The 23,158-nt window shown below is 57.3% G+C and carries 20 protein-coding genes, 1 tRNA gene and 3 pseudogenes; 9 read left to right on the forward strand and 15 right to left on the reverse strand.

What is annotated here, in order from left to right:
- Positions 1-11: 11 nt before the first annotated feature.
- The 9 genes from F6A13_RS10180 to F6A13_RS10220 form a co-directional block, all read right to left on the reverse strand.
- Positions 12-1,340 carry an N-acetylmuramoyl-L-alanine amidase gene (locus F6A13_RS10180; RefSeq protein WP_113526530.1) on the reverse strand — a complete coding sequence of 443 codons (1,329 nt, stop codon included), beginning with the start codon at positions 1,338-1,340 and terminating at the stop codon, positions 12-14.
- 84 nt (positions 1,341-1,424) lie between these two features.
- The gene (trxC, locus tag F6A13_RS10185; protein ID WP_113526529.1) at positions 1,425-1,859 is read right to left on the reverse strand and encodes a thioredoxin TrxC; all 435 of its coding nucleotides are present in this window, start codon (positions 1,857-1,859) and stop codon (positions 1,425-1,427) included.
- A 30-nt stretch (positions 1,860-1,889) separates the two neighbouring features.
- Entirely contained in the window at positions 1,890-2,174 is a 285-nt protein-coding gene (grxC, locus tag F6A13_RS10190) for a glutaredoxin 3 (protein WP_113526618.1), read from the reverse strand.
- Entirely contained in the window at positions 2,174-2,599 is a 426-nt protein-coding gene (locus tag F6A13_RS10195) for a rhodanese-like domain-containing protein (protein ID WP_113526528.1), read from the reverse strand. Before F6A13_RS10195 ends, grxC begins: the two co-directional genes overlap by 1 nt.
- A 3-nt stretch (positions 2,600-2,602) precedes the next feature.
- The gene (locus F6A13_RS10200; protein ID WP_113526527.1) at positions 2,603-2,824 is read right to left on the reverse strand and encodes a DUF2892 domain-containing protein; all 222 of its coding nucleotides are present in this window, start codon (positions 2,822-2,824) and stop codon (positions 2,603-2,605) included.
- Positions 2,825-2,830: 6 nt separating this feature from the next.
- Positions 2,831-6,106, reverse strand: coding sequence for an efflux RND transporter permease subunit (locus tag F6A13_RS10205; protein WP_126604283.1), 3,276 nt, complete (start codon positions 6,104-6,106; stop codon positions 2,831-2,833).
- A complete protein-coding gene (locus F6A13_RS10210; RefSeq protein ID WP_126604284.1) occupies positions 6,099-7,181 on the reverse strand; it encodes an efflux RND transporter periplasmic adaptor subunit in 1,083 nt (360 codons plus the stop codon). The genes F6A13_RS10205 and F6A13_RS10210 overlap by 8 nt, the downstream gene beginning before the upstream one ends.
- Entirely contained in the window at positions 7,178-8,599 is a 1,422-nt protein-coding gene (locus tag F6A13_RS10215) for a TolC family protein (protein ID WP_113526524.1), read from the reverse strand. The genes F6A13_RS10210 and F6A13_RS10215 overlap by 4 nt, the downstream gene beginning before the upstream one ends.
- A 248-nt stretch (positions 8,600-8,847) precedes the next feature.
- Positions 8,848-9,150, reverse strand: coding sequence for an ArsR/SmtB family transcription factor (locus tag F6A13_RS10220; RefSeq protein WP_012537155.1), 303 nt, complete (start codon positions 9,148-9,150; stop codon positions 8,848-8,850).
- Positions 9,151-9,263: 113 nt separating this feature from the next.
- Here F6A13_RS10220 and F6A13_RS10225 point away from each other — a divergent pair.
- A tRNA-Gly gene (locus F6A13_RS10225) sits at positions 9,264-9,337 on the forward strand.
- Between the two features lie 112 nt (positions 9,338-9,449).
- On the opposite strand, the gene ubiD is transcribed toward F6A13_RS10225, so the two are convergent.
- From ubiD to F6A13_RS10250, 5 genes are all read right to left on the reverse strand, one after another.
- Complete coding sequence (gene ubiD / locus F6A13_RS10230; protein ID WP_126604285.1) at positions 9,450-10,922, reverse strand: 4-hydroxy-3-polyprenylbenzoate decarboxylase; 1,473 nt, start codon at positions 10,920-10,922, stop codon at positions 9,450-9,452.
- Positions 10,923-10,946: 24 nt separating this feature from the next.
- Positions 10,947-11,819, reverse strand: a complete 873-nt coding sequence (locus F6A13_RS10235) for a phosphate/phosphite/phosphonate ABC transporter substrate-binding protein (protein WP_113526522.1) — start codon at positions 11,817-11,819, stop codon at positions 10,947-10,949.
- A gap of 12 nt (positions 11,820-11,831) precedes the next feature.
- Positions 11,832-12,224 (reverse strand): SCP2 sterol-binding domain-containing protein, encoded by a 393-nt coding sequence (locus tag F6A13_RS10240; RefSeq protein WP_113526521.1) that lies wholly within the window; start codon positions 12,222-12,224, stop codon positions 11,832-11,834.
- A 110-nt stretch (positions 12,225-12,334) separates the two neighbouring features.
- Complete coding sequence (locus F6A13_RS10245) at positions 12,335-13,081, reverse strand: ThiF family adenylyltransferase (protein WP_113526520.1); 747 nt, start codon at positions 13,079-13,081, stop codon at positions 12,335-12,337.
- A complete protein-coding gene (locus F6A13_RS10250) occupies positions 13,081-13,896 on the reverse strand; it encodes a TatD family hydrolase (RefSeq protein WP_113526519.1) in 816 nt (271 codons plus the stop codon). The genes F6A13_RS10245 and F6A13_RS10250 overlap by 1 nt, the downstream gene beginning before the upstream one ends.
- A 129-nt stretch (positions 13,897-14,025) precedes the next feature.
- On the opposite strand from F6A13_RS10250, the gene F6A13_RS10255 reads away from it, so the two are divergent.
- From F6A13_RS10255 to ltrA, 8 genes and pseudogenes are all read left to right on the forward strand, one after another.
- Positions 14,026-15,258, forward strand: a complete 1,233-nt coding sequence (locus F6A13_RS10255; RefSeq protein WP_225981799.1) for an FAD-dependent monooxygenase — start codon at positions 14,026-14,028, stop codon at positions 15,256-15,258.
- Positions 15,248-16,435 carry an FAD-dependent monooxygenase gene (locus F6A13_RS10260; RefSeq protein WP_126604286.1) on the forward strand — a complete coding sequence of 396 codons (1,188 nt, stop codon included), beginning with the start codon at positions 15,248-15,250 and terminating at the stop codon, positions 16,433-16,435. The genes F6A13_RS10255 and F6A13_RS10260 overlap by 11 nt, the downstream gene beginning before the upstream one ends.
- Before the next feature lie 11 nt (positions 16,436-16,446).
- Positions 16,447-16,710, forward strand: coding sequence for an accessory factor UbiK family protein (locus F6A13_RS10265; RefSeq protein ID WP_113526517.1), 264 nt, complete (start codon positions 16,447-16,449; stop codon positions 16,708-16,710).
- Positions 16,711-16,713: 3 nt separating this feature from the next.
- Positions 16,714-17,604 carry a YifB family Mg chelatase-like AAA ATPase gene (locus F6A13_RS10270; protein ID WP_151528198.1) on the forward strand — a complete coding sequence of 297 codons (891 nt, stop codon included), beginning with the start codon at positions 16,714-16,716 and terminating at the stop codon, positions 17,602-17,604.
- Between the two features lie 71 nt (positions 17,605-17,675).
- Positions 17,676-19,520, forward strand: a complete 1,845-nt coding sequence (locus F6A13_RS10275) for a hypothetical protein (protein WP_012537166.1) — start codon at positions 17,676-17,678, stop codon at positions 19,518-19,520.
- 162 nt (positions 19,521-19,682) lie between these two features.
- A pseudogene (locus tag F6A13_RS10280) lies at positions 19,683-20,629 on the forward strand (transposase); the annotation flags it as partial.
- A 662-nt stretch (positions 20,630-21,291) separates the two neighbouring features.
- Positions 21,292-21,573, forward strand: coding sequence for an RNA-directed DNA polymerase (locus F6A13_RS15635; protein ID WP_009565786.1), 282 nt, complete (start codon positions 21,292-21,294; stop codon positions 21,571-21,573).
- Positions 21,574-21,728: 155 nt separating this feature from the next.
- Positions 21,729-22,751 (forward strand): annotated as a pseudogene (gene ltrA / locus F6A13_RS10290) (group II intron reverse transcriptase/maturase); the annotation flags it as partial.
- A gap of 104 nt (positions 22,752-22,855) precedes the next feature.
- Here ltrA and F6A13_RS10295 read toward each other — a convergent pair.
- Positions 22,856-23,026, reverse strand: a pseudogene (locus tag F6A13_RS10295) (IS481 family transposase); the annotation flags it as partial.
- Positions 23,027-23,158: the final 132 nt, after the last annotated feature.

Raw genomic sequence — 23,158 nt, forward strand, 5'->3', positions numbered from 1 at the left:
GCCATGACGCGTCAGGCTCCCATGATGGGAACACGCAGATGTGCTCCCGGCTGACCCTCTCCGTGCGGCAGATTGTTGGCCAGACGCAAAGCCTCTATGCTCAGCCCGTAACGGTGCGCCACATCCGCCAGGTTTTCCGCTTTTCCCAGCACATGCCGCGTCGCAGACCACGCGCTGTCCGCCGGTGGTGCGTTCACGAAGTGGGCGAGGACCGCGTCATGCATGGTGCGCGCAAGCAGTTGACGGAAATCCGGATCACGCAGGCGTTGTTCCTCCTGCGGGTTGGAAATAAAGGCAGTCTCCACCAGCATGGACGGCACATCCGGGGCGCGCAGCACTACGAAATTGGCGTGCTGCACGGCCGCGTTGTGCAAATCCTCCACCCCTGCCAACCCGCGAATCATCATATCCGCAGCCGCAGCCGCCGCGTTCATGGCAGCCGTCTGGGTCATATTGATGAGTACCTCGTTAAGCATAAGATCATGCACCCCCGATTGTACGTGGCCGAGGAGAGGATCAGCGGCATTCTGCGTTCTGGCCAGCCAGCGGGCCGCCGCACTGGTCGCCCCCGTTTGCGACAGCGCCCAGACCGTCGAACCGCTCACTGTTCGCTCCGGAAAGGCGTCCGCATGAATGGAGACGAAGAGGTCGGCACGCTGCGCCAAGCCCAGGTGCATACGATCCATGAGCGGCACATAACGATCGGTATCACGGGACATGACCAGACGCATTCCGGGGGTGCTGCGGATCAGTCGGGCCAAAGACAGAGCAACATCCAGCACGACATCCTTCTCGCGGGTCCCCCTGGCGCCGATGGCACCCGGATCGTGGCCACCATGGCCAGGATCCAGGCAGACCACAATGGGCCGCCCCGCCCCGGCAACGGGATACGAACGGGAAGACTCCACCGCAGTTCCAGCGACGGGCATCAAATCCAGCACCAGGCGATGTGAAGCACCACCACCAGGCCCCAGAGAGAAACTATGCCAGCGTACCGTTTCCCGCAAAGGCAAGCGCAGCACCACCCCGGCGGCGCTCTCGTTCATCTCCGCGCCGCCCTGCAGTGGTCCCAGCGCAGGCACCACGGGACGGCCAAGCCAATGCTGTATGCCGGGCAACTCGATATGCAGCACTTCACCCACGCTACGGATCACCGGTGCAGCCGACAAACGCCGATTGAGATCAAAGACCAGACGCACACCGTGCCCGTAGCGGCCCACCCGCAATCCACGGAGCTGCGCAGCGGCGGCAAGATTCCAGCCGCACAACAATGCGCCGCCCAGCGCAGCCTGTCGCAGGAACTGCCGCCTTGAAGAACCCGCATCAGACATCCCGGCCATAGCGCCCCCACTATCCTTTATAAATGCTGAGTTATAGTGGTAAGTTAGAGCTTATCCGGAAGAAGTCAAGCTAATGCTTGGGTCTCAGACTCCCTGTCCTGCCAACCAACGCTGAAGTTCCGCTGCACTCATGGCGCCGCTCATCCGCGCCAGCTCTTTTCCGGCCTTGAAAAGCACCATGGTGGGGATGGAACGAATCTGAAAGCGACCACTGATTTGCTGTTCATCTTCGGTATTCACCTTGGCAAAGAGCACACGCCCCCGCATCGCCCGACCCGCCTGCTCAAACTGCGGTGCCATGGTTCGGCACGGTCCGCACCAGGGGGCCCAGAAATCGACCAGCACCGGCAATTCGTTTTTCTGAATATACTCGGAAAAACGGCTACTGCCGAGATTGACGGGGTGGTCAGGAAAAATCTGTGCGTGGCATTTGCCACACTTGGGGTTTTCCCCCAGACGCTCTTTGGGCACCCGATTGACGGCGCCACAGGCAGGACAAAGCAATATCACGGATGTCATAACTTCCCCCGATGTTTCATCGAACCGCTATTATCCATCCCCCTGGCCATCTTCCTGCAACAAGGCATCCAAGGCACCGCGACGATCCAGTGCGGCAAGGTCATCATAGCCGCCGACATGTCGGCCATTGATAAATACCTGCGGCACCGTATGCCGCCCATGTGCGAGTTTGAGCATGCTCTGGCGCAGCGCGGGGTCCCGGTCCACCCGGAGGATTTCAGGTGTGACCCCCTTACTGCACAGCAGCGCTTCGGCGCGTCGGCAATACGGGCAGGTGCCCGTCGCGTACATTCGCACTACCGCCCCTTTCACGATCACTTCTCTATCGGCAGCCCGGCACTCCGCCACGCGCCGATCCCGCCTCTCAGACTGTAAATCTTATCAAAACCGGCTTTTTTCAGGCTCGCTGCGGCGCGCGATGAACGCATGCCACTCGCACACTGACAGATGACATGATGGCCACGATGCTTCTCCAGATCCTGCATATATTTGGGCAAGTCACCCAGAGGAATGTGCCGGGCACCGGGCAGATGCCCCTGCGACCACTCTTTCTGCTCCCGCACATCGATGATCACCGCATCTTCATGGTTGATCAACTGTACCGCGGTCGCCGGGTCTACTTCATGGATACCGACCGCCCTTCGCGTCAATGGCCCCTTGAAAATCATGATGATCAGCGCCACGGCCCCAAGCAGCAAGGGCCACTGCGACTCGATAAAGAAAAGAATTTTATGCTCCATGGCTTAGCGTCCGCAGGTCCCGGAACCAGGCACTCCGAACTTGAGCAGAATGCGATCCAGTGGGCAGAAACAGGTGAAACCACTTTGCAGCAGGTTGAAACCCACAAAGAGGGTGACGACCAAAAACCACTCGCTCACAAAAATCGGGCTGCCCGAAGCCCCCAGCGCCACGCTGAGCAATACAAAAAAACCGGCAACCACCCGCACCCAACGTTCCGTATTCATCCGCAGTCAAACTCCTTGTGTATGTTTTTCCAAGCGCCGCTCCCAAAGGAAATAGAGCAGCGGAATCACGATCAATGTCAGCAATGTGGAGGCGAAAGTGCCAAATATCAAGGAAACTGCCAGCCCGCCGAAGACCGGGTCGGTCACCATGATGGCAGAGCCGAACATGATGGCGAGTGCCGTCAGGAGAATGGGGCGGAAACGCACCGCACCGCCCTGTAGCACAGCCTCTTCCAGGGTGTAGCCCTGGCGCCGGTAGTCTATAATAAAGTCAATCAACAACAATGAGTTGCGCACAACGACACCGGCCAGGGCGATGACCCCGATCATGGAGGTGGCGTTAAACGGCGTGTTCAGCAGCCAGTGCCCGGGGAAAACCCCGATCAAGGTCATCGGAATGGCGCCCATGACGATCACCGGCATCATGAAAGACTGGTAGTAGGCCACCAGCATCAAGTAGATGAATACCAGGGCAACGATAAAAGCGGCGCCGAGGTCACGGAAGACGTCGAGGGTCAGACGCATGTCACCGCCCCAGAGAATCTGGTAATGGGTAATATCATCGGGCTGGGCGGGCGAAAAACCCAAATTGGCGGTACTGAGATGCACACCGTCGATGGTCTTGCCGTCCAGCCAGTGATTCAGCGATAACACCGCGTAGACCGGGCTGGAACCCATCAGATCCCCGGTCACGTATACCACGGGATGTTGATCACGGTCATAAATTGGCTTGGCCAGCGTCGTCCGTTCGATCTGCACAATACTCGCCAGAGGCACCTGCTGCCCGCTTCGGCTCTGCACATGCAGGTCGAGTATCTGCTGCCGCCAGGCGCGATCCGTCGGAGGCATGCGGAGGACGATATCCACCGGCTCGCGGGCATTTTTCACATGCAGGGCACCCAGTTTGGTACCCGCCACGTAATCATGCACCAGCGCCGCCACCTGAGCCGGTGCGACCCCGGCCAACATGGCCTTCTGCCGATCCACATGCAGCAGGTATTCAGGTACCGTCGCCGTCACCGAGTCATCCACATTGATCATGTCGTAGACTTTACGAAAATATTGCTCGACCGAACCCGCCACCTGACGCAGCTTCTCATAGTTGGGCCCGTAGAGTTCCGCCACCACCTGAGCACGTACCGGGGGCCCCGGCGGCACCTCGAAAATCTTGATGACGGTGCCCGGGAAACGCTCCCGGACGGGTTGCAGCGCCTTATAGATTTCCACGGAAACGGCATGGGACATGGGTCGCTCATCCCGCGGCACCATGTTGATCTGGATTTGAGCGTAATTGCTGCCTTCGCGCATCATGTCACCGCGCACCAGTCCCGCGAAATCCACAGGTGCAGAACGGCCCAGGTAGGTCTGAAAATTTTCGACATAGCGATTGCGGCTGAGCACATTGCCGATCGCTTCCGTGACCTGTCCGGTCTCGGCCAGCGCAGTACCCGCTGGGGTATCTACCTGTATCATGAAATCACTGACATTACCCTCCGGCAGCATCTTCAGGTTCACCCCGAGGGCACTCAGGGGACCATTCATGCCCTGAGGGCGGATGAACTGCCACATCGGCATCAGCATCGCCAGCAGAAGTAGCACGACGACCACAATGAAAAAGACATTGCGACGCACGGAGGATTTCAGCAGGGGCGTAAACACCCGGAGGTAACCACGCTGCAGGGCGTCCGGCAGCATCGCATGCCCACTTTTCTCAGCGCTGGCCTGCCGGTCGGCTTTACTCCGCAGAAACCGGTACGCCCCCCAGGGCACCACCGTATAGGCGAGCAGAACCGACGCAATCATGGCAATTGGCACAAAAATAGGGATGGGCAACATGAAAGGCCCCATCATCCCCGTCACAAAGGCCATTGGCACGAAGGCGAGAATCACCGCCAGCGTCGCTATATTCGTTGGATTGCCGATCTCATTGCTGGCATTGATGATACAGCGCGCGAAACCATCCTTGCCGCAGCCATGCAAATGGCGATGTATGTTTTCGATGACAACGATACCGCCATCCACCAGCAACCCCAGCGACAGAATGAGCGCGAACAGGGTGATCCGGTTGATGGTCTGCCCGAGCAGCCAGCCGATGCCCAGCACCATACCCAAGGTAAGCGGCACCGTCAGAATAACGATCCCCGCCTCCCGCCAGCCGAGGAATATCATCAGGATAACCGCGACGACCGCGACGGCGATGCTGAGGTGCTCGAAAAGGGTACTGACCGCATCATCGGCACGGGCGCCGTAATCACGGGTGACGGAAACATGCACACCCTCCGGCAGTGCCTCCCGCTCCAGACGATCCAGTTTCGCCTTGATCGCGTCCGCGACGGTCACGGCATTGGTCCCCGGGCGTTTGGCAAGGGTAATGGTAACAGCCTGCATGGTCGTGCCCGCAGGCAGGCCGACCCGGTTTGCACGCCCAAGGGTATTGCTGGTCGCGATGTGATTTTCCGCGGCCCCTTCTTCCACCCGGGCCACGTCCTTCAGAAATATCGGTTGCCCGTCATGGCTGCCGATAATGAGGTTACCGACCCCCCGCGCCGAACCTATCGCCCCATTGATACGCAGGGGAATTTCCTGATTGTCGTGCACTAGGTGGCCACCCGGAAGAATGACGTTGCTCCCCCTCAGCGCCTGCTGGATATCCTGCAGACTGAGGCCGACACCGGAAAGCTTGGCCGGATTCAGCCACACATTGATGGCCAGAGGACTGCCGCCGATCACTTCGGCGTTCGCCACGTCCGGCACACTCTGCAGCCGGTTCATCAGCCGCACGCCGACCTGGCGCAATGCCAAAGGCGTCATCTGGCTGGAGCTCAGAGTCACCGACATGATCGGAACATCATTGATGCCTATGGATTTAACCAGGGGTTGTTCCGTACCGGGGGGCATTTTGTCCATATTTCGGCTGAGCTGGTTGTAGACTTCCAGCAGGCTTTTTTCTTCGTTGGCACCGACTTGGAACTCGACGGTGACCACCCCCATATCATTGATTGCGTAACCATAGGTGTGATGGACACCAGGCAGGGAAGCCATCAGGGCTTCCAGGGGCCGTATCACCAGATGGTGGACTTCCTCGCTGTCAGAGCCGGGTCGCATGATGAAAATTTCAGCAGCGGGCACTACGATCTCCGGGTTATACAGACGCGGCGTGACAAGAATCGCCAAAGCCCCGAACAGGGCAATGGCCACCATGATCAACACCGTGATCTTGGACTTATAAAACGACTGAGCGAGCCGCCCTGCCAGATTTTGCCGCTGCTCGGACTCAGCCATGGGTAGCTCCCGCTGGCTCGATGTGATCTCCGTTATTCACGGCGGCGAGATTGCCCACGACCACCGTCTCTCCCGCACTCAGCCCCGACAGAATTTCCACACCCTCCGGCGTGCTCGGACCCGGTCGCACCATGCGATAATGCGCGACACCTTGCGCGTCAACGACAAAAACACCGGGGATTCCGGCCCGATCCAGCAAGGCAGCCGCTGGCACTGTCATCACCTGCCGCTGGGTGACCGGCACTTCCACGCTGACATAGTCGCCGGCCTGTAGTGCACTGTCGGCGGGTAGGCTGAGTTTGACCGTATGGGCATGGGTCATCGCGTCCGCAGCCCCGACCAAATCCAGAACCGTTGCGGGAACACGTTTTCCCTCGGCGAGGACCGCGACTTTCTGACCGATCTGGAGGCTGCGATACAGCGTCCCGCTGACACTGCACTGGACTTCCAGTCGGGAGGTGTCCGCGAGCGCCAGAATGGGCTGACCAGGTGACGCGAGGTCTCCGTTCTGCAGGAACTTACGGGTGATGATCCCGGAGAAGGGCGCCGTTACCCGGGCATAGCGCAGTTGTGACTGCGCCGTGCCGACCCCGGCGCGGGCGGCTGCAACACGGGCCTGCGCCATGCCATAGGCCGACTTTGTCTGGTCCCACTGTTGCTTGGGAATCGCCTTTTGAGCGTACAGGACCTTGAACCGCTCATAATTGGAGCGGGCGTCGGTGAGCGCCGACTGCGCCTCAGCCAGCCCCGCCTGCGCCTGTTGCACCTGCCCCACGACATCCGCCGGATCCACCTCAAAAAGCAGTTGTCCCGCCCGTACCGGCTGTCCGTCCCGCACACTCATGGAGTGGATGTAACCACTCAGACGCGAGCTGAGCTGCACCTGCTGATGGGCAACGACCGTACCCGGCACACGGGCGAAGGCAGCCATACTTTGATTCCGCATCTGCAGCACGGGCGCAGAAACTTTACCCTGCGCCAGGGGCGCCTCGGGAGGCGATTTACTGCAGGCGGCGAGGCTTGCCATAGCGAATATCAGGGCCGCAATCCGCGCGGTTCGCTTCGGGGTGTTCATTGGGAGACTCCTTCTGCGGTGGGCACACTGCTCACACCGACGATTTCCTGAGGGTTCAGTTTGCCGATGGCCAGCAACAGGGCGCCACGGTCTGTCGCTTCCGCATAACGGGCGGAGACGAGCTCGGCACGCGTCTTATCCAGTTCCGCCTGTCCGCGCAGCAGGCCCGTCACAGTCTCTATGCCATTTTCGTAACGCAGGCGCACCATATGCTGCGCCTCCTCCATCTGCCTGACCGCAAGCTCCCGCATCCTGACACGCAACGCTGCCTCCCGCGCACTACGCCAAACCTGCGCCACCTCCAAACGCAACTTATCTTGCGCTTCCTGTAACGCGGCCAGAGTCTGCTCATGTTTCGCCCGTGCGCGATCCAGACTGCCGCCCCGCGCGAAGTCGAGCATATTCCAGGTTACTTCTCCACCTACCGTGTAGGACGGCGCCGCATTGCCGAGAGTGCGGCCATTCCATTCCTGATTGGCCATCGCGTTGATATGCGGCAGATATGCGGCGCGGGCGATGCCGATACCTTCCTGCGCCGCTTTGACCTGATGGCGGAGGGCGACGATACCCGCATTCTGCGCCATCGCATCGCTCTGCAGGCTGCTGAGCGGCGCCGCAGGCAATATGGGCCGGACAGGGCCGTTCACGGTGAGCGTCTTTTCTTCCGGCCAGCCGATCAACGTGGCAAGATTGTCCAGGGCGTTAGCCCGAGCATTCCGCGCACTTTCGACGGCCAGTTCCGCCTTTTCCAGATAGACTTCCGCGGACAACAGATCGCTTTTTATCAGTACCCCGCGCGCCAGCAGGGAGCGGCTGGTTTTGACATACGATGCGGCTGCCTGCCTGGCTTTATCCGCTACCTCAATAGACGTGTCCGCGGCGACCACACCGTCATAGGCCTTGAGGACGGCATAAACCAGCTTCTGCCGGGCCATGGTATTTCCGCTCTGGGCGGCCTCCAGCATGGCCCGCGCCTGATCGATGCGCCCCCGGATTTCCCCGCCATTCCAGATCGGAATTTCCATTTGCAGCTTGGTACCGAAATTATGGTAGCCACCCGGTTGATCCAGCCCTGTCGGCGCCACACCCAGCGCATTCGGGTTGAACTGTCCCGCGCCAAAATCGTTGAACGTTGCCTGCCGCTGCGACAGCTTCATGCCGAACACCGTCAGGGCATTGTTCGACTGGCTGGCAGAGAAAGAGGCCGCGAGTTTAGGAAGCAGATGACCACGCGCCTCGGAAACTGCGCCCTGGGCTTCTGCTTGTCGGGCATGGGCCACGAGCATTTCCGGATTTTGTCTGAGGGCAAGATCAACGCACTGATTGAAGTCGAGGGCTGCGGCGGGTAGCGACGCACCGGTAGCCATGAGCAGAACGATTGAAATGGAGCGTATTTTTTTATGAGGACGAAAGGGCATATCTTTCCTCGCCGCGACAGGCGACACCAAAGCTCGGACAACCCAATGTTGCAAGGTCCGCGCATACCAGCACGAATCCCCACCGTGGACGAACCGTCGATTCCGACCGGGCATCAATGGCTGCGCCCACAGTGGCGAACATAAGCACATCAGAATATTATTCTATAATGTAACTCATGCACATTCAAGTGCCTCCCTAATGGCCAGGGTTCCATCCTTCCCGCCATTCGGTACTGATGCGGCAGCGTTCAACGGACGCTGCAGAAAACATCGCTCATCATGGAAATCAGCCGCAGGGTACGGGGGTCACCCACACGGTAATACACCTTGTTGGCATCCTTACGGGCACGAAGAATGTCTTTCTCACGCAAAATGGCGAGATGTTGGGAGATGTTGCTCTGGGTAGTGCCGACAGCGGACACGATATCCTGCACACTCATCTCTTCCGATCCCAGCACGCACAAAACCTTGAGGCGCAGCGGGTGCGCCATAGCCTTCAGGGAACGGGAGGCCTGCTCAATATCCTCTTCACGGGTTGGTAACTGTTCCATAATCATGCCTCTTGGTGTATAGTATCTTATTGACTTCGCTTATAATTACCAAAAACCGCGGTGCTTGCGGTCACCTTGCCTTTTGTTGTCTATCCGCATAGAATCCACCACAAGCGGGTGTAGTTCAATGGCAGAACCTGAGCTTCCCAAGCTCATGGCGTGGGTTCGATTCCCATCACCCGCTCCACTTCACATACAAGGTTCAGGTCACCGCCACAACGCCTGCTTTAATACTCATCAATGATTAAGAATAACCCCATATGAGTATTTAAGGAACCCCGCACCCCTTCAATGCGCATTTAGAACAGCGGCCGATCCAGCGCCAGCAACAGGTCATCCACTCGTTGGCGCACCACGGCAGTCATCTGGATGGGGCGACCCCATTCCCGGGTAGTCTCTCCGGGCAGTTTATTGGTGGCGTCCATGCCCACTTTACCACCAAGTCCGGCAACCGGCGAAGCGAAGTCGAGATAATCGATGGGTGTATTTTCGACGGGGGTAATGTCGCGCACCGGGTCCATCCGGGTGGTCATCGCCCAGATCACATCTTCCCAACGGCGCACATCGATGTCTTCGTCCACCACGATGATAAACTTGGTGTACATGAACTGTCGCAAAAAGCCCCAGATACCGAACATGACTCTTTTTGCATGACCGGGGTAACCCTTGCGGATACTAACAACGGCCAGACGGTAGGAACAGCCCTCCGGCGGCAGATAAAAATCCACGATTTCCGGGAACTGTTTCTGCAGCAGGGGCACGAAGACTTCGTTGAGGGCCGCACCCAGTATGGCCGGTTCATCGGGGGGTCGGCCGGTATAGGTGCTGTGGTAAACAGGATTTTCGCGGTGGCTGACGGTTTCCACGGTGAACACCGGAAAACGCCCGGCCTCATTGTAGTAGCCGGTGTGGTCTCCAAAAGGTCCTTCCACCGCCATGTCATCCGGGTAAATATGCCCTTCCAGGATGATCTCGGCGCGCGCGGGCACCTGTAGCGGAACGCTCAGGGCATTGGCGAGCTCAGTACGCCCGCCACGCAACAGGCCGGCGAATTGGTGCTCGGAAATGGTATCGGGAATAGGAATGACCGCCGCCAGGATCGTTGCCGGATCGGCGCCGTAGGCTACGGCAACAGGGAATGGCTCGCCCGGGTGCGCTTTCTGGAATTCACGCAGGTCCTGGGCCCCTCCCCGGTGCGCCAGCCAGCGCATGATCACCCGGTTACGACCAATGACCTGTTGCCGGTAGATACCCATGTTGGCCCGTCGCTTGTGTGGCCCTTTGGTCACGGTCAGGCCCCAGGTCATGAGCGGCGCAGCGTCTTCTGGCCAGCAGGTCTGCACCGGCAGGGCCGCAAGGTCGACCTCATCTCCGCGCAGGATGATTTCCTGGCAGGGAGGGCGACTCAGGGTGGTCGGTGCCATGTACAGGATCTTGCGCAGGGTGGGCAACTTGTCCCAGAGGTCGCGCAGGCCGCGAGGCGGGTCAGGTTCCTTGAGATAGGCCAGTAACTGACCGATCTGCCGGAGATCCGCCAGGGATTCGCCCCCCATCCCGAGCGCCACGCGTTCCGTCGTCCCGAACAGGTTGCCCAGCACCGGCATGTCGTAGCCGATGGGCTGGGTGAACAGAATGGCCGGCCCTGCCGCCCGCAAGGTTCGGTCGCAGATTTCCGTGATCTCCAGTTTGGGAGAGACGGGCACGCTCAACCGGCGCAATAGATCGCGCTTTTCGAGATCGGCCAAAAAGGCGCGGAGGTCACGGTAGCTCATGGATACATTGTAACCACAGCCAGGTTAGTTTGTCCCGCTATCGGGGTCCTCACGGGCAACGACAAAGGCACTGTCATCGATGGCCAGAGACGAAGTCGTGCGCAGATCGATGGCCTCGTGGCCGCTGATGTATTCTTCGGTAAGCATGGTCAGGCACGCCACCTCTTCGGCGCTTACCGGCACAAAACCGGAAAAACCGATATCCTGCAATAATACCTGCCCCCGCGCCTCCTGGTCCATTTGACAAAGTATCCGGGTAAGCAGATCCCGCTGCGCCGATAATCGTGGGCCAACACAGAATGCATGGAACGCGAAGGCATCGTCAGAACGGTCTATAATGCGCAGACTATCACGAATCAGGCCGCTTGCGCCGGCATAGACTTCGTCAAACAAAAAACCGACATCCGCCTGCCCCTGTAGTATGGCCTTGAGCACCCCCTGGTAACTGCCGGTAAAGACAAATTCCAGGCGTGCCCGGTCGATCTCTGCTTTATCCAGCAGAAACAAACCCACCATGTGAACCAGTGTGGCGGGATGGGCAGAGGCTATGCGGATACGCGGCGACAAATCCGCAACCTCCCGTACCGGACCGGCCGCTGCGGTGCATAAGTATACTTCATCAAAATGGTCCCGGGGTTTGGCGATGGGTATAAAACCCCTTTTTTGTACGTATTGCACCCAGTCGAATGGGTTGGCGTAAACCAGATCGTAATGGTTGTCGAGCACTGCGGCGCGACAGGCGTCAAAGCCGTCATACGGCTGGAAATGCATTATCTGACCCAGATGCCGCTGCAGATAGGTGTTCATCAAAAACCACCCCGGGAGATTCTTTCCGGAGTAATTCGGATCTACCGTAAAATTCAGGGTGGCCCCACTAGAGATTTTAGGAGATGGCATACGTTATTATCCTCAGATATCAAAATCTACCGGTATCTCACCGAGAATATTGAGGTGGATATTAAACGGCGTCATATATTTCATGGCCGTCATCATGGATCCCTTAAACTTCAGTCGTCGAGTCATCAAGGCCGATTTCCCGCTGATCTCTCCCGACAGGATTTTCTGCCAGTAGTCCATGCTTGTCCACATGATGAAGTCGCGGCGCCGCCCGTCGGAAGGTCCCGCATAGATAACCTTCCCCGCCTTGCAGAACAACATGACGTGAGGGATATCCGGGCGATCTTCAATATAATACTCCCAGGTGGCATTGAAGTTTTTCAGATCTTTCTGAATTTCCGGATGAGTATCCCACTGCTTGCCGACGAGACGAATCCACTCTGTACTCATAAATTTTGCTACCATAATCAGAGTCCTCGCGCTCAATACTGTTACCATCAAAGCATCCGATGACATCATCACTTTCACAATATTAGTAAATATGAATTTACCGGATGGCCCCTACGGATTCCTATTTAGACGTCATTGAGGTTTTCGCCAGTTGCCAGCAAATGCTGGAGAACAATACCGGACAGTACCACCCCGAAGAGCGCGGGCATGAAGGAAATGGTGCCGTTGACCGTTTTAGCTCGCCCGCCCGCGCTGGATACTTCCACGGGAGGGGCTGCCCGGCGCGGGGATTCATCGGAAAAGACGGTCTGCACGTCGAGGGACGCGCCATTCTTGCGTAGCAGCGCGCGCAACTCACGGGCCAGGGGGCATTTTTCCGTCTGGTTGAGTCTTGCGACACGGACCCGGCGGGGATCGAGACGATTGCCCGCCCCCATGCTGGAAAAAACCGGTAAACCCAGGGTCTGCGCCGCCTGGATAAGAATCGCTTTGCAGGCGATGGCATCAATGCAATCCACGACCATTTCCGCACCGCTGTCCGCCAGCAGGCGTGTGGCATTGTCTGCGCTGATGAACTCCTGACGGGTTTCAAGCACACAGTCGGGATAAATATCCCGAATCCGCGCCGCCATTACCGCTACCTTGGGCTGATTCAGCGTGGAATGCAGGGCGACGACCTGCCGGTTGATATTGGAAATACTGACCACGTCGTGGTCAATGAGCGTGATATGCCCTATCCCGGCACGGGCAAGGTTTTCCGCGACATAACCGCCAACGCCACCGACGCCGGCAAGGAGCACATGGCGGTCACGCAAATCTGCGACAGCGGAAGCGCCCAGGAGAATTTCGGTACGAGCAAAAGGATGGGGCATTATGACATGTCCTGAAGATGAAATAAGGTAAGGGCATTTTGCGCGGTAATCCGGGCAATTTCCTGAACCGGAGTATGGCGCAACTGCGCTAGTTCAGCGATGATTTCGCGAAGATATGCGGGTTCATTGCGAGCGCCGGGATGCGCATGGGGCGGTTGCCACGGGGCATCCGTCTCTACGAGTAGAAATTCCGCCGGAAGTGTGGCCGCCATCGCCCGCAAACGCTGGGCGCGAGGATGCGTAAAGGCACCGCCGAGCCCCAGTAAAAACCCCATATCCGTCAATCGCTGAGCCTGAACGAAGCTGCCTGAGAAGCTGTGCAACACCCCGCGCAACCGGGGAAAACGGCGCAGGGTCAGGAGCATTTCTTCCAGGCTCTGCCGCGCATGCAGAATGACAGGTAAGCCCAGTTGCTGCGCCATGGCGAGCTGAGTCGTGAAACCGGCACGCTGACATGCGGCGTCAGGCGCGCCCGCGCTGGCGTCGAGTCCGATTTCCCCCAAAGCGACCGCATCGGCGAGGAAAGTTGCCAGGGTCGCTTCCCATTGGCCATGCCGATCCTCCAGATAGAGGGGATGCACACCATAGGCCGGAAAAAGTCCGGGCCAGCGGTGGCAGGTTTCCCTGAGTCGCCTCCAATACCGGGGAGTATAGGCGGGGAGGACCATTTTGCGGACCCCGGCCATGTCTGCACGGCGCAGAACCGCATCACGATCATCGTCGAAGGCTGCGTCATCCAAGTGGCAATGACTGTCTACCAGACCATGCACGGACAGGTCCGCGAACTTTTCGGCGCCAGCATCAAACGAAGACATCTGCCGATCTTACGGTGGCAGAACCCGGGAGTAAACGTGCCCCCTTTGCTGGACCAGGAAATTCAGCACTTGCTGCAAAGGGCATCTTGGTCTTAAATGGCTGGATAAAATAGAGACCATGCGGGGGAAATGATGCGTACGTTGACGACAGACCTGGCCATTCTGGGTAACGGTCCAGTGGCGCGCAGTCTGATTCTGGCACTGGCGGACAGCCCGCTGCGGGTGCTGATGCTGGATACCTACCCTCTTGCCCAGGCACGACCGCGGCTGACGGAGCGAACCCTCGCCCTGGCCCTGGGCAGTCACCGTCTGCTCCGCCGTCTGGGAGTGGCCATGCCTCTGGCCGATGCCGCCGCTATTCGGACCGTGCAGATCACCCAACAGGGCATCAGTGGACGGGTACTTCTGGAACACAGTCTGCTGAACGCGCCCGAGCAAAGGCTGGGAGAAGTGGTCGGTCTGGAGACCCTGACTGATGCACTGGCCATGCCACTGGCAACTTGTCGCACCCTTCAACAGGAATCGCCGGGGCCGTTGCAGGCCCTACAGTGGTTTCCGGACCGGGTCCAGTTGGACTGGCCGGATTTGCGGGTAGAGGCGGCACTGACGGTGGTTGCGGATGGCGGCCATGGCGAGATCGCACGGCTGGCCGGTCTGCGACGCATGGGCTGGGATCACAACCGCCACGCCATCATTGCCACGGTGACCCCGCAGCAGCCCCTGCCCGGCATCGCTTTCGAACATTTTCTGGAGAGCGGACCGCTGGCGTTCCTGCCCATCGGCAAGCACCAGTTCTCCATCGTCTGGAGTCTGCGCCCAGGGGATGCCAGTCGCGTCCTGGATCTCTCCGATGCGGATTTCCTGGTGGCCTTGAACCGCCAGCGACCTTCGTCACTACCGCCACTGGTCACAACCGGTCCGCGCAGTGTCTATCCTCTGTTTTTCCAGCGGTTATGGGCTGAACCCGGCCAGCGCCTGGCGTTGGCGGGGAATGCCGCACAAACCCTGCATCCTTTGGCCGGGCAAGGCTATAACCTGGGATTGCGGGATGTGCTGACTTTGGGCGCCCTGTTACGGGAGGCAGCTGAACGTGGTGACGACCCGGGAAGCAGATCCCTGCTGGCCGATTACTCCCGTACTCGTCGCCGTGACCGGCTGGAGACCATTGCCTTTACCGAGACCATGAACCGTCTGTTCAGCAGTCCACGTCTGCCGCTGCGTTTGGCACGGGCTGCGGCTCTGACTCTGCTGGACCAGACATCGCTGGGCAAACGGGAACTGGCGGCGCGACTGGCTGGCATTCATCTCCCGGTACAAAGCGCCATACCGGATCTGGTTACGGATGGCTACCATGTCCGATAATGCTCGCTATGATCTTGTCATTTCCGGCGCCGGCATGGTCGGTGCCAGCTTGGCCCTGGCAGCCCAGCAAGCGGGCTTGCGTATCGCGGTGTTTGAAAAGCGCAGTGCTGCGGCATGTGCCGCGGCAGACCCCTTCGACCGCGCCAGTTTGATCGCCACCGGGTCCGTGCGTTTTCTGAGCAGCCTGGGCGTTGATCCCGCATTGCTTGGCAGTGCCGTGGAACGCATGCGGGTATGGGATGCGGAAGACTCCGGCGGTATTCATCTGGACGCCGAGGAAGGCGGGGAAGACCTGCTTGGGTACATTATCGAGAATCGCCGCCTGGAGCAGGCCCTGCATACGGCGCTGGAAGAATCCGGGCTATATATTCGCTACGGGCGGGAAATCACCGGCGCTGCCCCCGATGGCAAGGCCATGTACATCACCGATGCCTCTGGAACACAATCCCGCGGCACTCTGCTGGCCATTGCGGAGGGTCGGCAGTCGCCGTTACGCAAGGCGCTCATTCAGGCACCGATATTCCGGGAAAGCTATGGGCAGGACGCCATCACCGCCACCGTCTGGATTGAAAAGCCTCATCGCCACATCGCCTATCAACGATTCCTCTCCACCGGCCCGCTGGCGGTACTGCCGTTCAGTGACGACGCCCACGGACGTGCCCGCGCCTCCATCGTCTGGAGTGCCAAACAGGCCCGTGCGCGCCACCTGATGGCCCTGGATGATGCGCGGTTTCTGCGCGAACTGCACGAGGCGTTTGGACCGCAACTGGGGCATTTCCAGGAGATCGGACGACGCAGCAGTTATCCGCTTTCTGGCCTGCACAGCAGCCGTTATATCGGGGAGCGCAGCGTATTGCTGGGGGATACCGCCCATGGTGTTCATCCATTGGCGGGTTTGGGGGTAAATCTGGGATTTCGTGATGCGGAACAACTGATAGCGGCCATTACCACCGCCCGTGAGCATCACGACGACTGGGGCGAAGCCTCCGTACTGCGCCGCTATCAAAGCGCTCGGCGGCCTGATAATCTCGTCACTGTACTGGCTTGTGGTGCCCTCAGTCACCTCTTCTCCAACCGCAGTCGCGGCCTCGCCCGGCTGCGCGACCTGGGGATGCTGGGAACTGGTGTCATCTCTCCGGTCAAACGTTTTCTTATCCGTCAGGCCATGGGCCTTTAAGGAGATTGCAGATGCAACACCGTATTGCCGACGATATCGCCGCCGCCATTGGCGACACCATTGCCCGACTGGGGACCGTCAAGGAAGACGTGGACAAGCAGGCGCGTGCCATGCTTGCCAATACGCTGGATCGTCTGGATCTGGTTACCCGTGACGAATTTGATGTGCAGCGGGAACTGCTCTCCCGCCTCGCCGCGCGGGTTGCCGCGCTGGAAGCTCGCCTCGACGCCCTGGCACCCAAGGCCGCTTTGGACGAAGACGCCAGCAAGGATTGAGCCTTGCCGCTGGCGATAGTCCACAGCCGCGCCCTGACCGGGATACAGGCAGCAGGCGTCGCCGTGGAATGCGATCTGGGTCCCGGCCTGCCAACCTTTGCCGTCGTCGGTCTCGCTGAAACGGCGGTCAAGGAAGCCCGGGACCGGGTGCGTTCCGCCATTCAAAACAGCGGCTTCGAGTTTCCGGCACGACGGATGGTCGTCAATCTGGCCCCCGCCGACCTGCCCAAGGAAGGTGGCCGCTTCGATCTGCCCATGGCCATCGGTATTCTCGCCGCCAGCGGGCAACTTCCTGCGGCCGCACTGGAAAAGCTGGAGATGATCGGTGAACTGGCGCTGGACGGCAGCCTGCGTCCGGTGACGGGCACGCTCTCCAGCGCACTGGCGGCGGGACAGGCCGGACACGCCATTCTGGTGCCGCAAGGCAATGCCCGGGAAGCCGCCTTTGCCCAAAGTACTCCGGTCTTTGCCTGCGCGAACCTGGCACAGGCCGCCGCCCACCTGCGCGGTACGGATCGCCTACCTGAAGTCGTCTGCGATGCGGAAAGCCTCGAATCGGCCCTTCCGTACCTCGATCTGCGCGATGTGCGTGGTCAGGAATCGGCCAAGCGGGCACTGATTGTTGCGGCGGTGGGTGGTCATCACCTACTCCTGTCGGGCCCGCCCGGCACCGGGAAAAGCATGCTGGCAGCACGACTACCCGGCCTGTTACCGCCCCTGCACCGCAGCGAGGCGCTGGAAGTAGCCGCCATCCACAGCCTGCAAGGGGACGGCTTCGATATCCGTCAGTGGGGCAGACGTCCGTTCCGCAGCCCCCACCATAGTGCCTCTTCAGCGGCGCTGGTGGGCGGTGGTTGTGATTTCCACCAATTGTTGCAACATTCCATCAAATAATGCTACAAACATATACGGTGAGGCTGTCCCACGGCAGAAACTAAAGATTAGTAACAGAAGACAATCAAAGTATGAAAATTTTCGACTTCGAACCCATCGAGCCTCAATCAGATCTACTTGTGATGGATTCGCTAAGAGGTCATCCGTTCGCCGATCGTCAAAGAGCGGTTATGTGGTATGGTGCCATTCACCAAAATAAAAATGACCGTTCACAGCCCCTGGCAACTGTTCTTTTCCATGATGTTAATGATGGCAGATTCTATGGTGAATTCCGCTGCCGCAAAGTATCCGCACTGAATTTAGGGCTTCTCCCCATTGGTAGTGTTTGGTATGAAGGAAGGATGGTTTCACAGGCTAGATTCATGACAAAGCAATTCAAGGTTGATTTTTCACATCGCGGGTGGGAATACTACACCTTAAATGGAGACAAAGAGCCTTTAGTTCCACCCAATGTTTATCCTCTGTTCTACCCCTGCAAGAATGATCTTGCCGGAAGTTGGATGCTAAAGTTCTTCCTTGGCAACGATCAAATCCTTCTCATTCCATCTCTGGTGTTTTTTACGCGTTGCTATGGCAGTTCGGCTTTGCGCCGTCACTTCCTGACATTACCGTGGGCGGAGATAGAAAACAGACTGTTCTCTAAATCTGAAGAACTAAACGGTGAAGAAGCAAATAATAATTGGGCAATTTTCTTACCCAGCACAGCGCACAAGTCTGATGTTCACATTCTTGCTCATATCAAGTATGACAACTATGCTGCGCTTCAGGTAAAACATATTGCTGCACAGGCTTTATCAAGCGATGAAAACAATCGGATTTTTCTAAAGGTAGCACCCTGGTTAACCCAAAAAGGTAAAATAAGTGTTTCAGGTTTTTACATTAGGGAAACAAAAACATTTCTTGCATTAAACATACTTGGTATTGGCCCTGACAGATATCCGCCGTATCTAGTTTACAAGTACCACACAAAAACTACCAACTTACCAGAAGATGAATTTTCTTACCCATCTTCCTCGACCCAGACACCAAACGATGAATATTCAGATCCAGAACTACTTGATAACAAATCACCGAGCATAAATAGCAGGTTAAAGAAGTTTTCAGAGCCAGATTTTGAATGGATCAATGAACCAATTATTAAATCAAAAAAACTAGCGCGCGAACGTTTATCAAGGAAAAATAACAGCAAATCGGAAGATAAAAAATTAACAAACTTAGAAACTCCAACATCCGATGACACGTTTTCAACTAGCGAAGCTTACGGTTCTAGTGGCAATACCACAGAAGCACTAACACACAGCAAGCAACCAACAGAATCCATTGATAAATTATGGTCATTATGGAAAGCTATCAATGATATTGCTGAAAAAAACAAAGAACACATCACAGCCGTATATCACTACGACATCACAAACGGATTTTGCAATTCAGGTATCCCGAGACTCATAAATTTTCCTCTTAAAAGAGAAAATAATAATACCGCAAAAAACAACAACACCAAAGAACAGCACAACAGAACGCTCCCTCGTCGATTTCCGTTAACATATGGGAACCCCGAAAAAAGAAGAGGTTTATTGCTGATTAAATTATCATTAGCTAACACTGATATATATGTCATTGACATTCAACATCGCACGGATGTGTCCGGAGAATCATTTGCAGGTTTGGCTTTCACACTTACGTCAACCGAGAACCTTGACGATTTTTTGCGTTTGCTTATTGATAGTATCATAGCTAATAACGGACATGTAAGATCAATAGCTAAGAATTGGAGAAACGGGAAAGCATTTGCCTATTATCACGTAGATTCACCAGGGAAGAAGGTTACAATGCCAGAAAACACGGTGAGAATTATTTTAGTAAAAATGATGAAATTTCTTGGGATTAATTTACCTCTTAAATTCAGGAACAATTGAGCAGAAGATCCATGCAAGAGCAATACTAACAGTGAAACATACAATCCCTGCAGAAGGTCTGTACTGTCGGCGTTCAGGGATTATTCCCCCCCCGGTGTCAGGGTAGTTGTCGCCTCTCTGAAATGGAGCAAGGCATAGGCCGGGGGCGGAAAGTTGGTCGATATGAAGCATTATTCAGCAGAACGTAAGGCTGCTGTATTGCAGAAGATGTTGCCGCCCACCAGTTTGTCCGTGGCGGAACTGGCCAAACAGGAAGGGATTTCTGATGTTACGCTGTACCATTGGCGCAAGCAGGCCATAGCGAGTGGGGCGATGAGTGCAGTGACCAAGAAGACAGCAGAGGGTTGGTCTGCCGAGTCCAAGTTGGCAGCGGTGGTGGAAACGGCCCTGCTGTCCGAGGTGGAGTTGAGCCAGTATTGCCGGGAGAAAGGGCTGTATCCAGACCAGGTAAAAGCGTGGAAACAGGCATGTATCGTTGGACAGCAGACCGCCACCCAACAGAAACAGACAGCGGGTGCGCAAGCCCGTGCAGACCAGAAACGGATTCGTGAGCTGGAGCGGGAACTGCGTCGCAAAGACAAGGCCTTAGCCGAGGCGGCTGCGCTGTTGATCTTGCGAAAAAAATTGAACGCCCTCTGGGGGGACGACGCCGGGGAAGATTAACCCCGGTCCCGGAGCGGCAACAATTGGTCGCCTGGATACAGGAAGCTGCTGACGGCGGCGCCCGCCGGTCGCGGGCCTGCGCAGAAGCGGGCTTATCATTACGTACCGTCCAGCGATGGACAGAGGAGCAGGGAATGGTGAAGGCGGATGCCCGCACGACGGTCGAACGACCGGCACCCAGCAACAAGCTGAGTGAAGCCGAGGTGCAGGAGGTGCTGGACGCCTGTCATCGTCCGGATACCGCACACCTGCCACCGACCCAGATTGTGCCACGGCTGGCGGATGAGGGGGTTTATCTGGCATCGGAGTCCACCTTCTACCGGATCCTCAAGGCCGAAGGTATGGACGCACGACGGGGTCGTGCACACCCGCCCCGCAAGGAGAAGTTACCCACCACCCATACGGCCACCGCAGTCAACACCGTCTGGTCTTGGGACATCACGTACTGTACGCCCAGCCAGCGTAGCCCGCCCTTTTGGGGGTAAAGCTGCTTGAGCATGTTTGGAATGCAGAACTCAGTATGTTTTCTTTTGTAACTGGGCCTGCCCTTTCTCTGCTGCGAGAGGAAGTGAGCCGAAGCGGCGGTGACTTGCCGACACTGGCAAGGTGACGAAGTCCGTGGGAAACGGGGCTTGCGGCGAAGCGGTTACGCCAAGATGAGCTTCTAGGCTGAGCATGGGACGGTTGAGGAACACGAACCTGTTTACACGCATCTGAGGGTTGAAATGTCACCACTGCCTACACCGCTTATGAGGCAGGGCGTGGGCTGTCGCTGGGCACAAGTATGGCTCAGCGATGCGAATGCTGGCTGGACATGTAAGCCGGACAGCACGGAACCACGGGGAGCGCGCAGCTAGACCGTGGTGCCCGCGACGACTTGCGGCAAGCAAGGATAAAGACTGCGACAGGCAACCTCGCCCATGCGTTGAGTCCGGCATGTGAACTGGGGAAGGTCTGTACAGATGCCAAGGGAGTAGGTCCCCGATGCTGTGCAGATTGGCGGAGCCCCTGTAGTAGTCCGAGATCGGGAAAGCCGGTCACATGGCGAAGGGGGGCAGTTGAAGTGGTTTGCTGGGTGGATTAACTGATCATAGTGAGGTGAAGACCTTTGATAATCAGTGAAATGCAAAGCAAACTGGCGACATGGTCGACGGAGAACAAAGAGCGCAAGTTCAATCGACTCCTGAGACTGATTGCTGGCCAGGATTGGCTGAGTGAAGCGGCTCGCATTACGCTGGCCTCCAGCGGAGCCCGCACGCCGGGTGTGGATGGGGTCGATAAGCGCATGATGGAGCGGAATCTGTTAACGAACAATAGAGTTTCATCCCGGATAAAGTATCATCCTGGAGTGCGGCAAAAATGGGGCAGTAAGCATGCAACAAACGAATAATCAACGGCGTGAGTTATTATCAGGGTGGCACTTTATTGTTCTGCGCCCCGTCAGTGGCGCGTTTAGCGGGCAACTCAGGATGATACTTGCCCCGCTAGGCCGCCAAAGCGGCGAAGCATAATCAATAAGTTGCGTGCGAATCAGGATGATACTTTATTGTCCGTGAACAGAATCTCCAGCAGGAGCTGACGGCGATACGCGAAGAGCTGATGATGGGCACCTATAGCCCGCTACCGGCACGGCGCGTATATATCCCCAAAGCAAACGGCAAGCTCAGACCGCTCGGCATCCCGAGTCTCAGGGATCGCATCGTGCAACGGGCCATGCTGATGGCGATGGAGCCGATCTGGGAGAGCGACTTCCACCCGGCGTCATATGGCTTCAGACCAGCCCGAAGCGTACACCACGCGATCCGTACGGTGAAGCTGCAATTACAGGACGGTGATGAACAGAGTACCGCCGGACGGTGGGTCATTGAAGGTGACCTCTCCAGCTACTTCGACACAGTTCACCACCGTTTGCTAATGAGTGGAATCCGCAAACGGATTGCCGATCAGCGCTTCCTTGCCCTGCTCTGGAAGTTCATCAAAGCAGGTTGCGTTGATCGCGGTTTATTTCGTGCTGCCAGTGAAGGTGTTCCGCAAGGCGGTGTCATCTCACCGCTATTATCCAACATCATGCTGCATGAATTCGATGCGTGGATGGAAGCGAACTATCTGAACAAGAAGGTGCGGAAGGACCGGTGGGCGTGGAACTTCGGCATTCTCAAGCAACGGCCCATCGCTGCGAGAGAGAACCGGCAGTGGAAACCAGCAGTCTCCTACTGTCGGTATGCAGATGACTTTGTCATCGTGGTCAAGGGAACTCGAGCACATGCCGAAACCATACGTGAGGCATGCCGGGAATTCCTCGAAGGCGGATTGAAGCTCACGCTGAATATGGAAAAGACCCATATAACGCATGTGAACGATGGTTTCGTCTTTCTTGGCCACCGAATTATCCGCAAGCGCGGACCACGCGGCCGCATGCGGCCTGTGACGACCATTCCGTGGGAGAAGTATCGGGGTTTTGCCGCGCGGTTAACCAAACAACTGTCGGGCAATTACAGCATGAACCGGATGGATCTAGTGGAAAGCCTGAATCGGCAACTTGTCGGTTGGGCTGCCTTTTACCAATATACCGTAAACGTTTAGCCAACCCACCCTTGCAGCTTGTCTCAGATCAAGCTAATGCGGTTTTTTTCCAGTTCCACGGCAAGAGTTCGTGGAGTTTTTTGTTGGGCCAGCGGGGTGGTGCCGATCTCGCTGTGCCTACTACGATGATATTCCCGCTCCACCCAGGCCTGCGTCGCCCGGTTCAGGGCACCCAGAGTAAGCCCTTCCTCTCCCTCCAGCATCGGCAGCAGGCGGCCTTCGATCTGGCCCCAGAAGCACTCCTGCTTCCCATTCTGGTATTTATGTGGCCGACCACATAAATACCATTATGTGGCGCTTTAAAATATGTGGCGACCAATGAAAGTCCCCATATAGGTCAAGGCCTCATGTCAAATCTACGCCACATAATTTTGTCGACTTCATGGGATGAT

Source organism: Acidithiobacillus sp. 'AMD consortium', from assembly GCF_008926505.1.
Classification (GTDB): Bacteria; Pseudomonadota; Gammaproteobacteria; order Acidithiobacillales; family Acidithiobacillaceae; genus Acidithiobacillus; species Acidithiobacillus ferridurans.

Excerpts from the sequence above, each read along its gene's own strand:
- F6A13_RS10245 (WP_113526520.1), bottom strand. The coding sequence starts at position 13,081 with ATGCCCCATCCTTTTGCTCGTACCGAAATTCTCCTGGGCGCTTCCGCT.
- F6A13_RS10255 (WP_225981799.1), top strand. The coding sequence starts at position 14,026 with ATGATGCGTACGTTGACGACAGACCTGGCCATTCTGGGTAACGGTCCA.
- F6A13_RS10260 (WP_126604286.1), top strand. The coding sequence starts at position 15,248 with ATGTCCGATAATGCTCGCTATGATCTTGTCATTTCCGGCGCCGGCATG.
- F6A13_RS10215 (WP_113526524.1), bottom strand. The coding sequence starts at position 8,599 with ATGCCCTTTCGTCCTCATAAAAAAATACGCTCCATTTCAATCGTTCTG.
- F6A13_RS10240 (WP_113526521.1), bottom strand. The coding sequence starts at position 12,224 with ATGGTAGCAAAATTTATGAGTACAGAGTGGATTCGTCTCGTCGGCAAG.
- trxC (WP_113526529.1), bottom strand. The coding sequence starts at position 1,859 with ATGACATCCGTGATATTGCTTTGTCCTGCCTGTGGCGCCGTCAATCGG.
- F6A13_RS10205 (WP_126604283.1), bottom strand. The coding sequence starts at position 6,106 with ATGGCTGAGTCCGAGCAGCGGCAAAATCTGGCAGGGCGGCTCGCTCAG.
- F6A13_RS10220 (WP_012537155.1), bottom strand. The coding sequence starts at position 9,150 with ATGGAACAGTTACCAACCCGTGAAGAGGATATTGAGCAGGCCTCCCGT.
- F6A13_RS10265 (WP_113526517.1), top strand. The coding sequence starts at position 16,447 with ATGCAACACCGTATTGCCGACGATATCGCCGCCGCCATTGGCGACACC.
- F6A13_RS10200 (WP_113526527.1), bottom strand. The coding sequence starts at position 2,824 with ATGAATACGGAACGTTGGGTGCGGGTGGTTGCCGGTTTTTTTGTATTG.
- F6A13_RS10235 (WP_113526522.1), bottom strand. The coding sequence starts at position 11,819 with ATGCCATCTCCTAAAATCTCTAGTGGGGCCACCCTGAATTTTACGGTA.
- ubiD (WP_126604285.1), bottom strand. The coding sequence starts at position 10,922 with ATGAGCTACCGTGACCTCCGCGCCTTTTTGGCCGATCTCGAAAAGCGC.
- F6A13_RS10180 (WP_113526530.1), bottom strand. The coding sequence starts at position 1,340 with ATGGCCGGGATGTCTGATGCGGGTTCTTCAAGGCGGCAGTTCCTGCGA.
- F6A13_RS10250 (WP_113526519.1), bottom strand. The coding sequence starts at position 13,896 with ATGTCTTCGTTTGATGCTGGCGCCGAAAAGTTCGCGGACCTGTCCGTG.
- F6A13_RS10275 (WP_012537166.1), top strand. The coding sequence starts at position 17,676 with ATGAAAATTTTCGACTTCGAACCCATCGAGCCTCAATCAGATCTACTT.
- F6A13_RS10195 (WP_113526528.1), bottom strand. The coding sequence starts at position 2,599 with ATGGAGCATAAAATTCTTTTCTTTATCGAGTCGCAGTGGCCCTTGCTG.
- F6A13_RS10210 (WP_126604284.1), bottom strand. The coding sequence starts at position 7,181 with ATGAACACCCCGAAGCGAACCGCGCGGATTGCGGCCCTGATATTCGCT.